Source organism: Patiriisocius sp. Uisw_017 (assembly GCF_047731265.1).
Lineage (GTDB): Bacteria > Bacteroidota > Bacteroidia > Flavobacteriales > Flavobacteriaceae > Patiriisocius.
Genome location: NZ_CP159835.1, coordinates 3,442,641 through 3,459,827, shown reverse-complemented (window position 1 = coordinate 3,459,827; position 17,187 = coordinate 3,442,641). Strand labels below are relative to the sequence as shown.

The window sequence follows — 17,187 nt, the reverse complement described above, 5'->3', positions numbered from 1 at the left end:
TGTTTTTAATAATGAAACCTTTTAAACAGAAATAATTACTTAGAAAGTTTTACGACTTTAGATTTTATGCTATCTATTCATATTTTACCTCAAATGCGCATTTTTATTAATCTGAGTAAATCTACTAAATATGAGTTTGAAGAAATTTAGAGATTCCAAACAGGGGTAGAAATGTTCGAGGAAGATTTAGTTTAAATCTATAATTCTAATATCAAAAAAGTTTCAGGCATCAGAAAATTATTGTCTTTGTTAGCATATTCGATTCAAACCCAATTAAAAATCATAGAAATATTTTTTTTCTTGAATTAGGAGCATAAAAAAACCCCGAGCATAGATACACTCGAGGTTTTTACTGTCAATTATTTTTATTATTCTTCAGAAAGAGTTTTCATTTCTTCTTCAATCATCTCATAAAATTGATCAATCTTAGGAAGAATTAATATTTTTGTTCTTCGGTTTTTAGAACGATTTTCTGGAGTTGTATTAGGTACTAAAGGAATGTATTCACTTCGACCCGCAGCAATTAGCTGATTTGGTTTTACCCCTAATTCTTGTAAAGCCCGAACGATAGCAGTAGATCGCTTAACACTCAAATCCCAGTTATCTATCAACACACCACCTCCATTAAAGGGCACATTATCTGTATGGCCTTCGACCATAGCTTCAAAATCAGGTTTTCCGTTGATAACGGTAGCAACTTTTCCTAGAATTTCTCTCGCTCTGGTTGTTATTGTATAGCTTCCACTTTTAAAAAGAACTTTATCACTCAATGAGATGAAAACAACACTCTTCTCTACGTTGATTTCAATATCTTCATCATCAAGACCAATTTCTTTTTTAAGACTTGTTACTAATGCCAAGGTTACACTATCCTTTTTTGTAAGCGCATCTTGCAAACGTGAAATTTTAAGATCTTTTTCCTGAAGGCTTTCTAAAGACTTCTCTAAGTTTGATGCTCCTTTTGACGTTAGCATTGTTAAATCTTTTGAACTTTGAATCAAATCCTGATTTGTTTGCTTCATGTCCCCAAGGCGATCTTCTAAAGATTTTCTTCGTTCTTCACAAGAGTTTAGCTTTATAGTGGCAGTATTCAAAAGATCTTGTGTCTTTGTGTATTGTGATTGTAATTCTTTGTATTTTTTCTTTCCAACACAAGAAGGAAATAAAAACAAACCGCTTAATGCGATTATCATTATTTTTTTCATAGTTATAAATTATTTTTATAATCAACCAAAATTAGGAATTGCATTGCGCTTAGCAATGGATATTAACATTTTTTTAATAGTATAATATAAAATCTATTCTATGTTTAAGCACCTGTTTATCAGTTATATAATTCTTTAAATGTACGGTATCCTTTTAAATAATATTGAAAAACAATACTTCGAACAGAATAATAGGATATTGAAACCCCAGTGTTAGGTCTTTTATTAATAAATTTAAATAAAAGTACATAAAATGAAATATGTGCTTTTAAAACAGCAAACATATGTTGTGGTTTTCCTGAAAGTAAAAATTTAAAAGCAGCAACACCATCTAGTACTAAACGAGAAATAATTTTAACTATTAATCTATTACTTGCATCATTTTTAACAAGAACTAGCAATGAATTTCTGAAATTATAAAAAGTCTTTTTTGGGTTTTTAGTACTTAGTGTGCCGCCACCCAAGTGGTAGACTTTAGAATTATAGATATATTTTATAAGACCTCCTTCTAATTGAAGTCTCCAACATAGATCTATTTCTTCTTGATGAGCAAACAAATCTTCATCAAAGCCCCCTATATTCTTAAAAGCTTCATTCTTTATAGCAAGGCAAGCGCCACTTGCCCAAAAGATGGTTGAGATGTCATCGTATTGCCCAGTATCTTCTTCTAAGGTATTGAAAATTCTTCCTCTACAATAAGGATACCCCAAGGCATCTATAAATCCACCTGCAGCTCCGGCATATTCAAAATGAGTTTTGTTTTTGTAATCTAGAACCTTAGGTTGGGCTGCTACAAGCTTCGAATCGTTTTCAAATTCGTTTTGAATTGGTTTTAGCCAACCCTGTGTAACTTCAACATCGCTATTTAAAAGGAGGATAAGTTCTTGAGCCACTTGTTTTAAGGCGTCATTGTATCCTTTGGCGTACCCGCCATTTTCAGTATTCTGTAGTACTTTTACTAAAGGGAATCTATTTTTAAGAAATAGAACACTTTCATCTGTCGAGGCATTGTCTGCAACATATATGGTAGCTTCTTCAGAATATTTTACTACTGAAGGCAGGAAGCGTTCCAATAATAGTCTTCCGTTCCAATTTAATATAACAATGGCGATTTTCACAAGTGCAAAATAGTAGATTTTTTAGGATTTAAATAGCTTTCTGTATTCAAAAAAATAACTACCCGAAAGGTAATTTTTCTAAAAACGTATACTGTTCTTTTTTAAAATCCATTTGACAAAAATAATGCTCTAATCCATTGGTAACCATTAAATAGGTAGCATTCAGTACAAAGTTATACCGTGCAATTTGATCAAAAGTATCTTGTGCGATTTTTATTTTAGGCGCTTTACATTCTACGATCAATAGGATGCTACCATCACTATTATAGACGATGATATCGTAGCGTTTGATGGTTTTGTGAAGTTTGATTTGTTTTTCAACATTAATAAGCGACAACGGTACTTGGAGTTCATTTATCAAATAATGAATGGTATTTTGCCGCACCCATTCTTCTGGGGTTAAAACAATAAATTTTTTTCGCACCACATCAAATATCGTCGGTTTGTTTTCCCTACTTTTGAATCTAAATTGGTATGTTGAAAAATTGAGTGGCTGCATATTAGCAAAGCTACATTTTTAATATCAAGTCAAGATAACTTCGATAAATCTCTTTAATAATGTCACTTCAACAAGCAAAAGAAATAGTAACGGCTATTAAAAACAAGCAGTTTCACCCTGTTTATTTTTTGATGGGAGAGGAGGCATACTATATTGATGCTATTTCAGATTATATTGAAAATAGTATTCTGTCTGAAGAAGAAAAAGGCTTTAATCAAATGGTTTTGTACGGTCGAGATGTAAGCATAGATGATATTATAAGTCAAGCAAAACGGTATCCAATGATGGCCGATAGGCAGGTGGTGATTGTAAAAGAAGCACAAGATCTTACTAGGACGATTGAAAATTTGGCTGGGTATGTAGAAAATCCACAACCCACAACAATTCTAGTCCTTTGTTATAAATATAAAAAGTTAGATGCAAGGAAGAGGCTAGCAAAACTGATTAAGAAGCACGGTGTTTTATTTGAGGGGAAAAAACTCTATGAAAACCAAATTCCCAATTGGATAAAGCAAACATTGGCTAGTAAGGGCTATACCATTACTCCAAAAGCTGCTCAAATGTTAACTGAATTCCTTGGCACCGATCTTGGTAAAATTAATAACGAATTAAAGAAACTACGACTAATACTTCCTCAAGGAGCCCAAGTAAGTCCGGAAGTAGTAGAGGAAAATATAGGGATTAGTAAGGATTTCAATAATTTTGAGTTACAGAATGCTATTGGGTCCAAGGATATAAAGAAGGCCTTTGCGATTATTCAGTATTTTGGTCAGAACCCGAAGAATAATCCCATTGTGATGACCGTGGCTTTATTGTATGGTTTCTTTGTGAAATTATTAAAATACCACGCACTTTCTAACAAAGGGAATGCTTCAAAATCACTAGGCGTAAATCCATTCTTTATTAAAGATTACGAAGTAGCAGCCCGAAATTATCCTATGAAAAAAGTAAGCGCTATTATCTCATCCATTCGCGAAATAGATATGAAAAGCAAAGGGGTGGGTGCTGCAAACATGACCCAAAGTGATCTGCTTAAAGAATTATTAGTCAGGATTTTTTAATGCCTACGATTCAAATCTTTTTAAAAGTGCTGTTTGTCTTTCAATAGCCTCTTTAAATTCAGATTTCATTCGTGTGATTAAATCCTTCAATGGCAATGAATCGTCAATAGAAGTAACTCCTTGCCCAGCACTCCAAATGGTTTTCCAAGCTTTAGCTTCTGTATCTAGTTCTTTCCCAAAATCTACTTTCTTAGTGCTCTGTAGCTGTTCATCGGTTACGCCTGCATTGTCTAAACTTTTCTGCAAGAAATTAGCAGCAACACCACTTATGGCTGCCGTATAGGTAACATCGTTAGTTTCGCTATCGCTAATCATTTCTTGGTATTCTTCCGGAGCACGACTTTCCGCAGTATTGATAAAACGTGTTCCCATATAGGCTAAATCTGCACCCATTTGCATGGCACTTGCTACATCTTGTCCAGTACTCAACGCGCCTGAGAGTAAAATAAAGCCATTAAATATTTTCTTAATTTCATTTACAAAAGCTACGGGATGCAAGGTTCCTGCGTGACCACCTGCTCCTGCACACACTAATATTAATCCATCTACACCTGCATTAATTGCTTTTTCTGCGTGCCGTCTTTTTATTACATCGTGAAAAATAAGACCACCATAGCTATGAACAGCATCTACCACCATAGAAATAGCGCCTAACGAAGTTATAATTAACGGTACTTTGTGCTTTACGCACACTTTTAAATCTGCTTCCACACGAGGATTGCTAAAATGAACAACTAAATTTACACCATAGGGAGCTGCCTTTTTACCTGTTTCTTTTTCCCAAGCAGCTAGTTCTTCCTCGATCTTTACAATCCACTTTTCAAAACCTTCAGTAGTTCTTTGGTTAAGTGCGGGGAAGGTTCCTATGATCCCGTTTTTACAAGATTCAATAACCAGTTCTGGCCCAGAAATTAAAAACATTGGAGCCGCTATTATTGGAAGAGTAAGGTCTTTAGTAAATTCTTCTTTGTTCATTTAGATGGGGTATTTTTCGTTAGAACTTGTAAATTACGAATAAGATTACAGAAATATTATAGCATAGAACGAATTAGTGATTTTTTAAGCCGATTTCTTAAATTTCATCTGTTTATGAAGGCATCGATATTCTTGATAACTTCTACTTCAAATTTTACTGAATAGTAGTACTTTTATACCTTTAAAATTTTGAATCAAAAGCTATGAGCGAAACTGTTGAAAGAATAAAGTGTTTGATAATAGGAAGTGGTCCTGCTGGGTATACAGCAGCAATCTATGCCGCACGTGCAGATTTAAAACCTATTATGTACACAGGAATGGAACCTGGAGGACAATTAACAACCACAACCGAAGTAGATAATTTCCCAGGATATCCAGATGGAGTAGACGGGCCTACAATGATGGTAGAGTTACAAAGACAAGCGGAGCGTTTTGGTACGAAAGTCCGTATTGGGATGATTACTTCTATTGAATTTAGTACAGAAGTTGGAGGGATTCACAAAGCAGTAGTGGATGGTAAAACAAATATTGAAGCAGAATCTGTTGTTATTTCTACAGGTGCGACGGCTAAGTATTTAGGAATACCAAGTGAGCAAAAATTGCGTGGAGGTGGAGTTTCTGCTTGCGCAGTTTGTGATGGCTTTTTCTATAAAGGACAAGATGTGGCCATTGTAGGAGCAGGAGATACTGCTGCTGAAGAGGCTACGTATTTATCTAATATTTGTAATAAAGTAACCATGCTTGTGCGTAAAGATTATATGAAAGCGTCTAAAGCAATGCAGCATCGCGTTACAGCTACCCCTAACATTGACTTGCGTTATAACACAGAAGTCGATGAAGTTTTAGGCGATATGGTAGTAGAAGGCTTGCGAATGAAAAATAATGCAACAGGCGAAAAAGAGGATATCGCAATCACAGGCTTGTTTATTGCTATAGGTCACAAACCCAATACAGATATTTTTAAAGGCCAGTTAGATATGGATGATACAGGCTACTTAATTACTAAAGGGAAGTCAACAAAAACAAACCTTCCAGGAGTTTTTGCTAGTGGTGATGTACAAGATAAAGAATACCGTCAAGCAGTAACCGCCGCAGGTACTGGTTGTATGGCTGCTTTAGATGCAGAGCGTTATTTAGCAACTATTGAAACTCACGAGGAGGCTACGATATAAATGAACTAAATTTATTTAGTATAACCAACGCGACACTCAAAAATCCCGAAACAATTAAGTTTCGGGATTTTTTATGCAAAATATAATAGATAGCTGGTATTACATTTTACGTACGTCTCCACTGTAATTTTTACTTTCGCTTTTTACGCTTGGATTTCCGTGGTAATTTATTTGACCTCCGCTGCTTGCTTTGGCTTCTAAATTATCTTTTACGTTTACCTCAATATGACCTCCGCTAGATGCTTTTGCATTGCAGGTGGAAGCTAATACATTTTCTGCATCAATATAACCACCGCTAGATGCCTTAGAGCGTAGGTCTTTGGTTTTTCCAGAAACTTCAACATGTCCACCACTGCTTGCTTCTAGATATAGTTTTTTTGAAAAAACGGAACCTTCTAACATCGCTCCGCTACTTGCGTCCAGCGTTAAATCTTCATTTTTAATTTCGTTTTGAAAGATGACATGAGATCCACTGCTGGCTCTTATTTCGCTTAAACCTGTGTAGGTCACATACACTTTTTTTGCAGAAGACCTTCCTATGTTCCCATCAACTCCTATAAGGAGCATTCCATTTTTCACATACGTTTCAATAATAGGAAGTAGGTTTTCATCTGCTTCAACAACGACCCTTTGTTCGCTGCCTTGTTTTAAAAATACTTGTAGCCCTGCACTTCCTTTTACTCGGTCAAAATTACCAATGTTATCTCGTTCTTGGGTTTGGACATTGCCGTTACCATCTACTTTGTTGATATTGATGTCCCATTCACAAGAAATGGTTGTTACGGTAAGCACCAATAGTGCTAGGATTTTTATTGTTTTCATCATTATTTTGGCTTATTTAAAAGTCTTCAGTGATGGTTGTTTCTTTGATTTTTAAAGAATCATTTACTTTAACCTTTACTTTTTTAATTTTCTTAGTGTTGATGTCAAGACTTTGGTTTACATCCTCTTCCCAACTTCCAGAAGAGCGATCTTCTTGTATAATGTCTTCTGTTATTATGACATTATATTTGTTAGTTGTATCAATTTCAATAGTTTTGTTTGTTTTTCCACAATCAATGCAACGCGTGCCGTTGTTTGTAATTAGCAGCGTTTTTCCTTCATCTCCGACATCTAAAATATCGCGGTACCTCCTATCATTTTTATGAAAAGAGCGTGTATTTACATCTGCAACAAGTTGTGTGTTTATAGGTAAATACAATACAAGTTCTATTTCTTGATCGTAAAATCTATTTTTCACTTCGGAAATAAAATAGCCGTCTAGAACCAAGGTGTTGTTATCATACGAATAGTTGTAGTCAATTGCTTCTGCACGTTCTTTTGCTGCGGAATAGTCTTTTCCTTCAGCAGATCTTTCAATCACTAAACTTGCTTCATCATCATCAGTACTTCGTACGATTAACCTAATATCAGTTGAATATAATATGCGATCTCCATTATCATTTCGTTTTAGCTTTGAACTACCGCTTCTGTATGCTTCATACTCATATAATTTATTAGATTGCATTGCTAGCGTGAATGGTTGTGATGCATCCATAGGGAGTGCAATTTCAGTAGCGCTATTGTCTTCGTATGCGTGATCTGTTGCTATTTTTATTCCGAAAATTGCAAAAGCAATCAAGGAACCTAGCCATAAAACAAGCAATGTTATTTTTGCAGGAACTCCAATGGTTTTAATATTAGGAGCTACAATTTTTAACCCTAATATAAAGAGTACGAGTAGTGGAATTCCAGATGCAAACACTAACAATATAGAGCCTAGCCATATTGGTATGCTCGATCCTTGTAAAAAGTGAAACACTTCTGCGCCACCATCTGCTTCGTAGATTCCTATAGTTCCAAAGACAAATATTCCTATAACTAAGGATACAAAGCCAATGAGTCCTGTTAACATTAATATGAGGCCAAAGAATTTTAGAAATACTTTGAGTATCGTGACGATGACACTACCAAGAGAATCGAAAAAACTAGCCGAACCCTTCTTTATTTTTTTACCATACTTGTCATAGTCAGCATTGTTTATGCTGTCTTTAACGGTTTGATAGCCCTCATTAAACTTTTTTTCGATATTGGAAATATTGATAGGTTCTCCCGTCATTTTCAACTTTTCGTTGGTTGTTTCTGCCGCAGGTACTAAAATCCAGAAAAGGATATAGGCAAGAATACCAAAACCACTGGTCAAGAATGTTAGGAAAATCCAACCCAATCGTACCCAAATAGTATCAATTTTTAAATAATGACCTAACCCAGAACATACACCAGCAACAAATTTGTTATCAACATCTCTAAAGAGTTGTTTGTGGTTGGCGTTCGCTCTATTCGTTTTGTATGGAGTCTCTTCTTGGCTGTAAGTCTCTTCTCCCATGAGATAATCTTCGGGTTGTCCCATTACCGCAATAACCTCGTCTACTTCTTTTGTAGAAACCACTTGCTTGTTACTTTCTATCTTTTCACAAAAAAGTTCTGAGATTCTTGCTTCGATATCTCGTATAATTTCATCGCCTCCTAGAGGATCACTCAAGGACCTTTTAATAGCATCGAGATAGCGTGATAATTTTCCAAAGGCATCGTCATCGATGTGGAAAAATGTTCCGGCTAAATTTATATTGACTGTCTTTTTCATTTCTTGGCTTTTGTATTGGTCACTTTTGAAACGGCCATTTGCAGGTCACTCCATGTGGTTGATAATTCGGTTAAAAATAGATTTCCATTCTCTGTGAGATCATAGTACTTTCTTGGGGGTCCGCTTGTAGATTCTTCCCATCTGTAGGAAAGTAATCCAGAATTTTTTAAGCGAGTGAGTAGGGGATATATGGTGCCCTCCACCACAAGAAGTTTTGCGTCTTTAAGGCTTTCAAGAATATCGCTGGTATAGGCCTCCCCATCTTTCAAGATAGAAAGGATGCAATATTCGAGCACTCCCTTACGCATTTGCGCTTTTGTGTTTTCAATATTCATTGTGTGATTGTTTCTTTACAAAATTGTTCGTTATTGATTATAGAATCTTTTGGTACAATGCAGCATTCGATAGTTTGGGATGTAAGCTGTAATTTTTGATTTTCCATTTGTTGCTGTGCTATATGGCTTCCAGAAAATTGTAAGGCAGCAGCAATAATAATGTTTATTAATGTATCCATTTTTAAGAGAGGTTAGTGGTTTTCTTCTGTTAGTGGTTCGGTTTCATTAGTCGTGGTGTCTTCTATTGTTCCATTTTCTGAAATAAACTGAATGCAAAGCGGGTATTTGAAATATGCTCCTTTTGATGCCTTAATAGTTGCAGTAATAACATAGTATAGCTCAAAAAGGAACAGTCCTATAAACAACATTGCAAAAACAAATAATAAGGTAAGATATCCTCCAAGGTGTGGTAAAATTCCTGAATGATCGTAATGCGACGCTCCTTCTAAAGTTTCTGCCAATCCAACAAAATCTGAAGCGAAAATAGCCACAAAGGGAAGGCTTAAAATACCAATTCCTAAGGCATAAACTAAAATGCTTAATTGAAAATTTAAGGCTTGCTTTCCATGATAATTTAAAAAAGGCTTGTCTTTATGAAGTGTCCATAATAATAAAGGAGCAAAAAAATTACCTAGCGGAAAGAAGTACTTTAAAAAGGTACTTCCGTGCATGATCGCTGCTACATTTTTATTGCTTTCTGTGATTGATTCTTCCATAGCCTATTAATTTCTTATACAAATATATGGCTAAAAAAAGGTATTATGTTACGCATAGTACTATAATTAACATTTATTTAACACGGTGTTTTTATATAAAATACTGTTATACAAGTAATTAAATGATTATTGGGTTTTTAAGATGAGTTATTAATTTTTAAATTCGGCTTAAAGAATGCAATAATATTTAAGCCGTTATTGTGTATCTTCGCTCTAAATTATTTAAATATGACACTTACACCTGCCAAGGTAAATATGTTCTCGCTGGTTAAATTACCTTCAGTTTTTCTTATGGGAGTTCGCGTCAAATCAATATCAGGTGCTGAGTGCGTAACCACAGTAAAACACCGTTGGATAAATCAGAATCCATTTAATTCTCTCTTTTGGGCAGTACAAGGTATGGCTGCAGAGTTAAGTACGGGAGCAATGGTAATAGGAGTTATTAAAGATTGCGGGAAACCAATATCAATGCTTGTATTAAATAATAAAGCTACATTTACTAAAAAGGCTAGGGGCAGGGTTTATTTTACATGCACCGACGGTCATTTAATTAATGAGGCTGTTACTCAGACCATCAAAACAGGGGAGGGGCAAACCTTTTGGATGAAATCGACGGGGACCGATGCTGGTGGTGATATAGTTTCAATTTTTGAATTTGAATGGACAGTAAAAAGGAAAGGCTAAAAAAGTAACTTTTGTTTTTAAATCATAAAAAAATCACATAATTTTAAACAAGGATACTTTTCATTTTATTTTAATTACCTTTAAGATGTTAAATTAAAACAATCTTGCTTATAGTTTAAAACTACTTAACATTAAATTCTGTAAATAATGGCTAGAGCTATGTTTGATTACTCTAAAGCGGTACTCGTAAAAGTAAGTTTTGATGTAAACCTTTTTTGTAAAGAGTTAAAAAAAGCGATCTCACGATTGTTACCTTATGAAATCGAGGAATTAAAAATCTGGATAGATTCTCTTATTTTAAAAAACCCTCAACTTAATAAATGTTTAATATATTTAAATCCATAGAAAATGCCCGTAGGGGCATTTTTTAGTTTGTAACATTTAGGAGTTTATATAATTTAGTGGTCTTATTTTAAGAATTGATTCGCTATTTTTAAAACACCCATCTAAATCTCCTACGTACGCCCTCAGGATAGTCTTTCAAAGGGAAACTTATTTAAGAGGACTAATTATCTTCACATCCTGAAACCTAATGGCTCCACGAATAACACCAGCAATTACATCATAAAGCGCATTAATAATCTGCATTTTTAGTTCGCTTTTACTATATATTAAACTTACTTCTCGAGCGGGAGAAGGCTCTGTAAAATAGCGTAGTTTTTGATTTTGTGATTCTGGTAATTCCAAGGTATGAAGATACGGCAGTAACGTCATTCCCAATCCTTCGTTGGAAAGTTTAATAAGTGTTTCAAAACTTCCGCTTTGCAATTGAAAGCTATCGTTGTGAAAACTATGTTTGGATTTACATAAATTTATGACTCCATCTCTAAAGCAATGCCCGTCTTCTAATAATAATAAATCATCCAAGTCTAAATCTTCACTACTTATCTTCGTTTTATCTGCCAATCTATGGCCTTGAGGAACATAGCCTACAAAGGGTTCATAATATAATGTGCGCTCTTTAATCTTGTCTTGCATCAAGGGAGTCGCCGCTATCGCCGCGTCCAAATGTCCTTCGTTTAATTTTGATATAATTTCTTCGGTCGCGAGTTCTTCTATTTTTAATTGTACTTTGGGATACTTGTTAGTAAAGTTCTTTAAAAACATAGGCAGTAAGGTTGGCATTACTGTAGGGATCATACCAATCTTAAATTCACCTCCAATAAATCCTTTTTCTTGATCTACAACATCTTGCATTCGTTCACTTTCATTAACGATATTACGAGCTTGGCTCACAATTTTTTGGCCTACTGAAGTTAACTCAATAGGTTTCTTACTTCGATCAAAAATTTGAATGTCTAGCTCTTCCTCTAGTTTTTGAATTTGCATACTAAGGGTAGGCTGCGTAACAAATGTTTTTTCTGCTGCACGTGTGAAATTTTTGTTTTCGGCAACAGCGAGTACGTATTTAAGCTGAGTTATAGTCATTTGAGGTATAATTTTGCCCTTACTGAAGGTAGCTGGGCGTAGGATTATAAAATAGTTTTATAATACAAATATAAGGAATGTTTATTGAATTTATTAAAACAAAAGGTTTCGTTTATACTAAAAACAAGAAAAATGCAACATTCAAGATTTTAGTCTTGATGTTGCGTTTTTTATATCGAACACCTCTGCAGCCTCCACTCAGGGCGAGGCTCTCTTTTATTATAATAAATGAGAGGATTACTTCATCCTTGAGGGGGATTGAGGAGTTATTTACATTCTAATCTCCATTTCTAGATCTTTCCCAGTTACTTCGAATTTTGCGTCAGACCAGGTTGGGGGTCCCATAACCATTACATTATTAGACATACCATAATCTTCAAGTGGCATTTTGTTTGCTGAAAAATCCATAATATTATTATCATTCTTATCGTGAAATAGAGAGATGGCATACATTCCTTCGGGAATATTTTCGAAAACTATGACCGCTTTCCCATTTTCTATTTTACCAATTGTTCCTTTATAAGGATCTGTCACCATAAAATTTTCTTTTTCGTTGTACAATCCTATAATGATTTTTCCATCATCTGATTTTGTGGGAACTGTAATTGTAATTTTGTGTCCTTCGGTTTTTGAATTAGTTGTTGTTTCCATTTGAGCATTACAAAGTAAACTTGCTACGAACAATGTGAGTGTGATAATTGTTTTCATAATAGTTGGTTTTTAAGGGTTATATTTTAATTATGAAACAAAGATGCACAGGTATGGCAGTTTTATAAAAACAGAACTACCCAACTGTATAATTTTATGACTGAAATGTAATTAGTGGATTTACCTCTATTTATTACACGTTTTATCATTGAAATAAAATGTAGAAATTTATAAAAGCTTACTTATAAGATTATAACTTTTATCATTTAAGAAGAGTTTCTGCTGGCCTCCTCCGCTTAATCTTCAGTAACGGTAAACGCTCAACTAGAAAAAATTGAAAATTAAAAGATACAATGAAGTATCTACAACAACCCTCGTGCTTTGATCTCTAAATACTTATTAATTGTATTTACCGTCAAGTCTTTTGGCGATGTTAAAATGGCTTGAATTCCTCTTGATTGTAATGCTCGAAGCATTACTTTTTTGTCAAATGCAAATTGTTGCGCAATGGTTTGATCTACAATTTCGGCTGTGTTGCTAGCGGTAGTTTCTGCGAGTGATTTTAATTCAGAGTTTTCAAAGAAGATGACTACTAATACATGTTTCTTCGCTATAGCTTGTAAATATGGCATTTGCCTTTGTAAGCTTGAAATATGTTCAAAGTTAGTGTATAACATCAACAAACTACGTTGTGTTATTTTTCTTCGAACGAGCGATTGTAAAACCCCATAATCTGAATCTAAAAACTGAGTGTCAAGATTGTATAGCATTTCTAAAATAGTGTTTAGATAGGTTTTCTTGGCTTGAGCAGGCAGTAAACTTCTCAGTTTATTTGAAAAATTAATAACCCCAACTTTATCTTTTTTCTTAAGCGCAATGTTACTGAAAGCAAGGGTGCTATTAATTGCATAGTCAACGAGTTTTAGCCCTTCAAAAGGCATTTTCATTACTCTTCCAGAATCAATAATAGAGTAAATGGGTTGCATTTTTTCATCTTGAAACTGATTTGCCATAAGCTTTCCTTGCTTTGCGGTAGCTTTCCAGTTTACAGTTCGAGCATCATCGCCCCGCACATATTCTTTAATTTGTTCAAACTCCATCGTGTGCCCAATACGCCGAATTTTCTTTAAACCAAAATGACTCTTTCTATTATCGATGGCAAGGAAATCATACTTTTTCATTTGAATAAACGAAGGATAGACTTTAACCATTTGGCTTTGGCTGAACGTATATCTTTTGCGAACTAAATTGAAAAATGCAGACACAAAACAATTCACATTACCAAAGTGGTACTCGCCTCGTTCAACTGGTAATACCTCATATTGAAAAGTGGTTTTTTCATTGCCATTTATTGTGATGGTTTTAAAGAAATCTCTCTTCTGAAACTGAACAGGTAATTCGTCTACAATGGCAATTTCGATTTTATGACCGTAGCTATTTTTTAACCGAATCAAAACAGGGTTAAGGTCACTATTTGAAAATTTTTCAGGTAATATTCGTTCGCCTTTTAATCCATTTTTTGAAAACAACATGGATATTTCGATTAGGACGAGTAAGCACAAGCCTAAAACAGCAATCCAAAGCCATCCATATAATAAATTGTACCAATAGCTCATTAAAAATAATGCAGCTAAAATCGCCAAGGCATAAAAAAACCGAGGTGTTACATACAATGATTTAATGAATTTTATCACTAGCTTATCTTGGGATTTCTATAGATTGTGCAATGATGTCTATTACAGTTTCTGGCGTCATGCCTTCCATTTCTCTTTCTGGAGAAAGGATGATACGATGACACAAAACAGGAGCTAGCGATTTTTTTACATCGTCTGGAGTTACAAAATCACGACCATTAATTGCAGCAAACGCTTTTGCTGTATTCATAATTGCAAGCGAAGCTCTTGGCGATCCACCCAAAAATAAATGTGGGTGATTACGCGTATTTTGAACCAATTGTGCGATGTAAACAAATAATTTTTCTTCTATGAGTACTTCCTGAACTTGGCCTCTAAATTTCTTAAGGTCTTCAGCCGTTAAAATCCCCTCAATAGCATCTTGAGGCATTACTTGTTTACGCGAATGATGGCTTTTTAGAATAATTACTTCTTCTTCAAGTTTAGGATAGTCTACCTTTATTTTGAATAGGAAACGATCTAGTTGTGCTTCTGGTAATGCATAGGTTCCTTCCTGCTCAATAGGATTTTGTGTTGCTAAAACCATAAATGGATATTCCATTAAATAGCGTTCACCATCCATAGTGATTTGTCGTTCTTCCATCACTTCAAAAAGGGCAGCCTGTGTTTTTGCGGGGGCTCTATTTATTTCATCAATAAGCACAATGTTTGAGAAAATAGGTCCTTTTTTAAATTCGAAGTTTGAGGTTTTCATATTTAATATCGAAGTCCCCAACACATCACTAGGCATTAAATCTGGCGTAAACTGAATGCGACTAAAGTTAGTCTTAATAACTTTTGCAAATAGTTTTGCAGTGATGGTCTTGGCAATTCCAGGAACCCCTTCAATTAAAACGTGACCATCAGCAAGTAATCCAATAATGAGTAATTCTATAAAATTCTCTTGACCGATTATAATTTTTGCAAGCTGCTCTTTTATTGCCGCTACTTTTTCCTTTAAGTCCTCCAACGGAATGCGATTGTTGAAGTGTAAGGCGTCATTTTGTAATTCAGGATTTTCCATCGGTATATTTTTTAAAGTCTGAAATTTTTGTGTATAATTCTTTTAGATGGCTTTCGCTATGAAAAGTTAAGTTTGTCAAACTATTCATAAACGTTAGTAGCTCATTTGTGTCCTCTAATGTATTGCCACTTCTGGCGGCTAGTTTCTTAGCAAATTCATTATCGGTTGTCTGGGTTGGTATTCTTAATTGTGTTCGCACATACTCCATAAATAAGGCGATTTGTTTTTTTACGATTGGCGAGTACTCTTTTTTGTCCAAATACATTCCAGCAATGGTCTGTGTGTATTCATAAGTTCTATTTTTTTGTTTTTCAAATATGGGAATGCTGCGTTGTTTGCGTTTTCCTTCGAACAAAACAAACAACAATACCCCAATGAGCAATATATAATAGGCCCATTTAAAATGTTTGTTAGCCAACAAAAATTTTAGAGGAGACACACTTAAAGGGGTGCCAGATTTATAATGTGAATCCCAATATACAGGTCTAGAAGTGTCTATATATGACAAAACTCCTTGCGTATAGGCAAGATTTTCATCATTGTTTAAAAGAGCGTAATTGCTAAAAACTTCAGGTTGAAGATGTAGTATGATTTTGCCATCACCCAATTTTTGTTCTATAAAATTTACTTTTGGTTTTGTAATTTTCAAAGTGTCGTTATTCGGCTGTGCCACACCTAAAACTCTTTGTTTTAAAGTGTCTAATGTTTCAAAATATGAAATATTTAAATTGCGTTTGATGTGTATGGGTTCCTTTAAAATAAGAGCTGAATTGATGAGATTGAGCATGGGTTCTGTTTCAATTTTATCACGGAGCCATGCGGTTTGCGTTTCAATTTTTAGGGTGTCTTTTAAAATATAACTAAGATAGTTAGCTGAAACAAATAGCGTATTTCCTTTAGTAATCCACTCTTGAAGTTTATTAAATTCTGCTTCATCAAAATTGACTTCGTCATTCAGAAAAAAATAAGTGCCCGTAAAGGTGGAATCTTCTAAAACAACATACGGAGACTCTTTAATTATTTGTAATTGTGTTCCTAGTTTTTCTTCAAAAAGATCAAAAAACACTTTAGTTCCCAAGGGAATTTTATCGGTATTCACATAGCTAGGAAACCAATTTACGGGTTGTGGTTTCGTGGCTTCCATGTACACTAAAAGCGCCAATACAAGGAAGAATCCTATAAATATTATTTTTTGAATCCTGTTCAAGATGGCTTGTTGATTAAGTTTTCTAATTGTGAAAAGGAATGTTGCGCTTTGCCATAACTTTCAGGACTAACCTCAAAATTACCATACCATATATAATCATACAGATGGGTTACTTTTTTAAAATCACTATTAATTAGGGGACTTTTTATTTCAGAAAAATAATCGCTGTTGGTTTTATCAAATTCATAAGCAATTAATTCTTTTTGTGTGAGTGACTTTAAAATGAAAAGGTAGTAATATCTAACTGCTAAGCGATAGTTGCCATCTTCAAGTGCTTTTGTTATGAGTGATTTTAAATCGGCTGTTTTAATGAGTTCTTCTTCTTCAGTAAAAAATAATTTTGGATCTTCTGTGTTTTTCATCATTCTTGCGCCGGGATTGATTTTGTAGAACATCCAGATTAAGAAAATAACAACACTTGCAACAAGTATATACGGAAGTACTTGGATTATAAGCGAAACAAAGCCACCGGGCTCATAATCACCAAAAATCCAATCTATTATATTTTGCCATAATCTGCTTAGCCAATTGGTAAAATCTGTCCACCAATTTCTCTGCTCTTCCAAATCTTTATAATGGTATGCTTCATCATTTTTGTATCCTTCCAGTGCATCTTTATCAAGTAAAAGGGGAGTACGTGACGAATCTATGTCATATATCAATTCTTGGGGCACTTTTTCTTCTTGTTCCGCAATAGAATCTTGGCCTAAAGCCGAAAAGGCAAGAGAAAGAAATATTAATACTATTTTAAATTGAAGTCTCAAATTGATTTACGATACCCGATTTCTTTTATTTGTAATTTGTGATTTCTTTTTTGTA

Annotated in this window: 19 protein-coding genes; 4 read left to right on the top strand and 15 right to left on the bottom strand. The window is 34.4% G+C overall.

The features are described from left to right. Positions 1–368 precede the first annotated feature (368 nt). The 3 genes from ABXT67_RS15700 to ABXT67_RS15690 all read right to left on the bottom strand — a co-directional run bounded on the left by ABXT67_RS15700 (position 369) and on the right by ABXT67_RS15690 (position 2,822). The gene (locus ABXT67_RS15700) at positions 369–1,205 is read right to left on the bottom strand and encodes a flagellar motor protein MotB (protein ID WP_415374973.1); all 837 of its coding nucleotides are present in this window, start codon (positions 1,203–1,205) and stop codon (positions 369–371) included. Positions 1,206–1,324: 119 nt separating this feature from the next. Then, positions 1,325–2,323 carry a glycosyltransferase family 2 protein gene (locus ABXT67_RS15695; protein WP_415374972.1) on the bottom strand — a complete coding sequence of 333 codons (999 nt, stop codon included), beginning with the start codon at positions 2,321–2,323 and terminating at the stop codon, positions 1,325–1,327. Between the two features lie 58 nt (positions 2,324–2,381). Continuing rightward, a complete protein-coding gene (locus ABXT67_RS15690; protein WP_415374971.1) occupies positions 2,382–2,822 on the bottom strand; it encodes a type I restriction enzyme HsdR N-terminal domain-containing protein in 441 nt (146 codons plus the stop codon). Between the two features lie 59 nt (positions 2,823–2,881). Between ABXT67_RS15690 and holA the strand changes: the two genes are divergently transcribed. Next, positions 2,882–3,883, top strand: coding sequence for a DNA polymerase III subunit delta (holA, locus tag ABXT67_RS15685; protein ID WP_415374970.1), 1,002 nt, complete (start codon positions 2,882–2,884; stop codon positions 3,881–3,883). 3 nt (positions 3,884–3,886) lie between these two features. Here holA and ABXT67_RS15680 read toward each other — a convergent pair whose 3' ends face one another. Further along, positions 3,887–4,858 carry an NAD(P)H-dependent flavin oxidoreductase gene (locus ABXT67_RS15680; RefSeq protein WP_415374969.1) on the bottom strand — a complete coding sequence of 324 codons (972 nt, stop codon included), beginning with the start codon at positions 4,856–4,858 and terminating at the stop codon, positions 3,887–3,889. Between the two features lie 203 nt (positions 4,859–5,061). Between ABXT67_RS15680 and trxB the strand changes: the two genes are divergently transcribed. Next, the gene (trxB, locus tag ABXT67_RS15675; protein ID WP_415374968.1) at positions 5,062–6,030 is read left to right on the top strand and encodes a thioredoxin-disulfide reductase; all 969 of its coding nucleotides are present in this window, start codon (positions 5,062–5,064) and stop codon (positions 6,028–6,030) included. Between the two features lie 99 nt (positions 6,031–6,129). On the opposite strand, the gene ABXT67_RS15670 is transcribed toward trxB, so the two are convergent. Genes ABXT67_RS15670 through ABXT67_RS15650 form a run of 5 tightly spaced genes read right to left on the bottom strand, consistent with a single transcriptional unit; the run spans position 6,130 to position 9,704 of the window. Continuing rightward, the gene (locus ABXT67_RS15670) at positions 6,130–6,855 is read right to left on the bottom strand and encodes a head GIN domain-containing protein (protein WP_415374967.1); all 726 of its coding nucleotides are present in this window, start codon (positions 6,853–6,855) and stop codon (positions 6,130–6,132) included. 13 nt (positions 6,856–6,868) lie between these two features. Continuing rightward, positions 6,869–8,653, bottom strand: a complete 1,785-nt coding sequence (locus ABXT67_RS15665) for a PspC domain-containing protein (protein ID WP_415374966.1) — start codon at positions 8,651–8,653, stop codon at positions 6,869–6,871. After that, complete coding sequence (locus ABXT67_RS15660; protein ID WP_415374965.1) at positions 8,650–8,988, bottom strand: PadR family transcriptional regulator; 339 nt, start codon at positions 8,986–8,988, stop codon at positions 8,650–8,652. The genes ABXT67_RS15665 and ABXT67_RS15660 overlap by 4 nt, the downstream gene beginning before the upstream one ends. Beyond that, the gene (locus ABXT67_RS15655; RefSeq protein ID WP_415374964.1) at positions 8,985–9,167 is read right to left on the bottom strand and encodes a hypothetical protein; all 183 of its coding nucleotides are present in this window, start codon (positions 9,165–9,167) and stop codon (positions 8,985–8,987) included. The genes ABXT67_RS15660 and ABXT67_RS15655 overlap by 4 nt, the downstream gene beginning before the upstream one ends. A 12-nt stretch (positions 9,168–9,179) precedes the next feature. Continuing rightward, positions 9,180–9,704, bottom strand: a complete 525-nt coding sequence (locus tag ABXT67_RS15650; RefSeq protein ID WP_415374963.1) for a DUF4870 domain-containing protein — start codon at positions 9,702–9,704, stop codon at positions 9,180–9,182. Positions 9,705–9,932: 228 nt separating this feature from the next. On the opposite strand from ABXT67_RS15650, the gene ABXT67_RS15645 reads away from it, so the two are divergent. Both ABXT67_RS15645 and ABXT67_RS15640 read left to right on the top strand, forming a co-directional pair. Further along, on the top strand, positions 9,933–10,388 hold the full coding sequence (locus ABXT67_RS15645; RefSeq protein WP_415374962.1) for a DUF4442 domain-containing protein: 456 nt from the start codon (positions 9,933–9,935) through the stop codon (positions 10,386–10,388). Positions 10,389–10,535: 147 nt separating this feature from the next. Then, complete coding sequence (locus ABXT67_RS15640) at positions 10,536–10,733, top strand: hypothetical protein (protein WP_415374961.1); 198 nt, start codon at positions 10,536–10,538, stop codon at positions 10,731–10,733. Between the two features lie 147 nt (positions 10,734–10,880). On the opposite strand, the gene ABXT67_RS15635 is transcribed toward ABXT67_RS15640, so the two are convergent. The 6 genes from ABXT67_RS15635 to ABXT67_RS15610 all read right to left on the bottom strand — a co-directional run bounded on the left by ABXT67_RS15635 (position 10,881) and on the right by ABXT67_RS15610 (position 17,132). Continuing rightward, positions 10,881–11,816: a LysR family transcriptional regulator gene (locus ABXT67_RS15635; RefSeq protein WP_415374960.1), complete on the bottom strand. Its 936-nt coding sequence runs from the start codon at positions 11,814–11,816 to the stop codon at positions 10,881–10,883. Between the two features lie 270 nt (positions 11,817–12,086). Next, the gene (locus ABXT67_RS15630; RefSeq protein WP_415374959.1) at positions 12,087–12,524 is read right to left on the bottom strand and encodes a DUF2141 domain-containing protein; all 438 of its coding nucleotides are present in this window, start codon (positions 12,522–12,524) and stop codon (positions 12,087–12,089) included. Between the two features lie 302 nt (positions 12,525–12,826). Next, a complete protein-coding gene (locus tag ABXT67_RS15625) occupies positions 12,827–14,158 on the bottom strand; it encodes a DUF58 domain-containing protein (RefSeq protein ID WP_415374958.1) in 1,332 nt (443 codons plus the stop codon). A gap of 4 nt (positions 14,159–14,162) precedes the next feature. Further along, positions 14,163–15,161, bottom strand: coding sequence for an AAA family ATPase (locus tag ABXT67_RS15620; RefSeq protein WP_415374957.1), 999 nt, complete (start codon positions 15,159–15,161; stop codon positions 14,163–14,165). Continuing rightward, the gene (locus tag ABXT67_RS15615; RefSeq protein WP_415374956.1) at positions 15,148–16,368 is read right to left on the bottom strand and encodes a DUF4350 domain-containing protein; all 1,221 of its coding nucleotides are present in this window, start codon (positions 16,366–16,368) and stop codon (positions 15,148–15,150) included. The genes ABXT67_RS15620 and ABXT67_RS15615 overlap by 14 nt, the downstream gene beginning before the upstream one ends. Then, positions 16,365–17,132: a DUF4129 domain-containing protein gene (locus ABXT67_RS15610; protein WP_415374955.1), complete on the bottom strand. Its 768-nt coding sequence runs from the start codon at positions 17,130–17,132 to the stop codon at positions 16,365–16,367. Before ABXT67_RS15610 ends, ABXT67_RS15615 begins: the two co-directional genes overlap by 4 nt. Positions 17,133–17,187 lie beyond the last annotated feature (55 nt).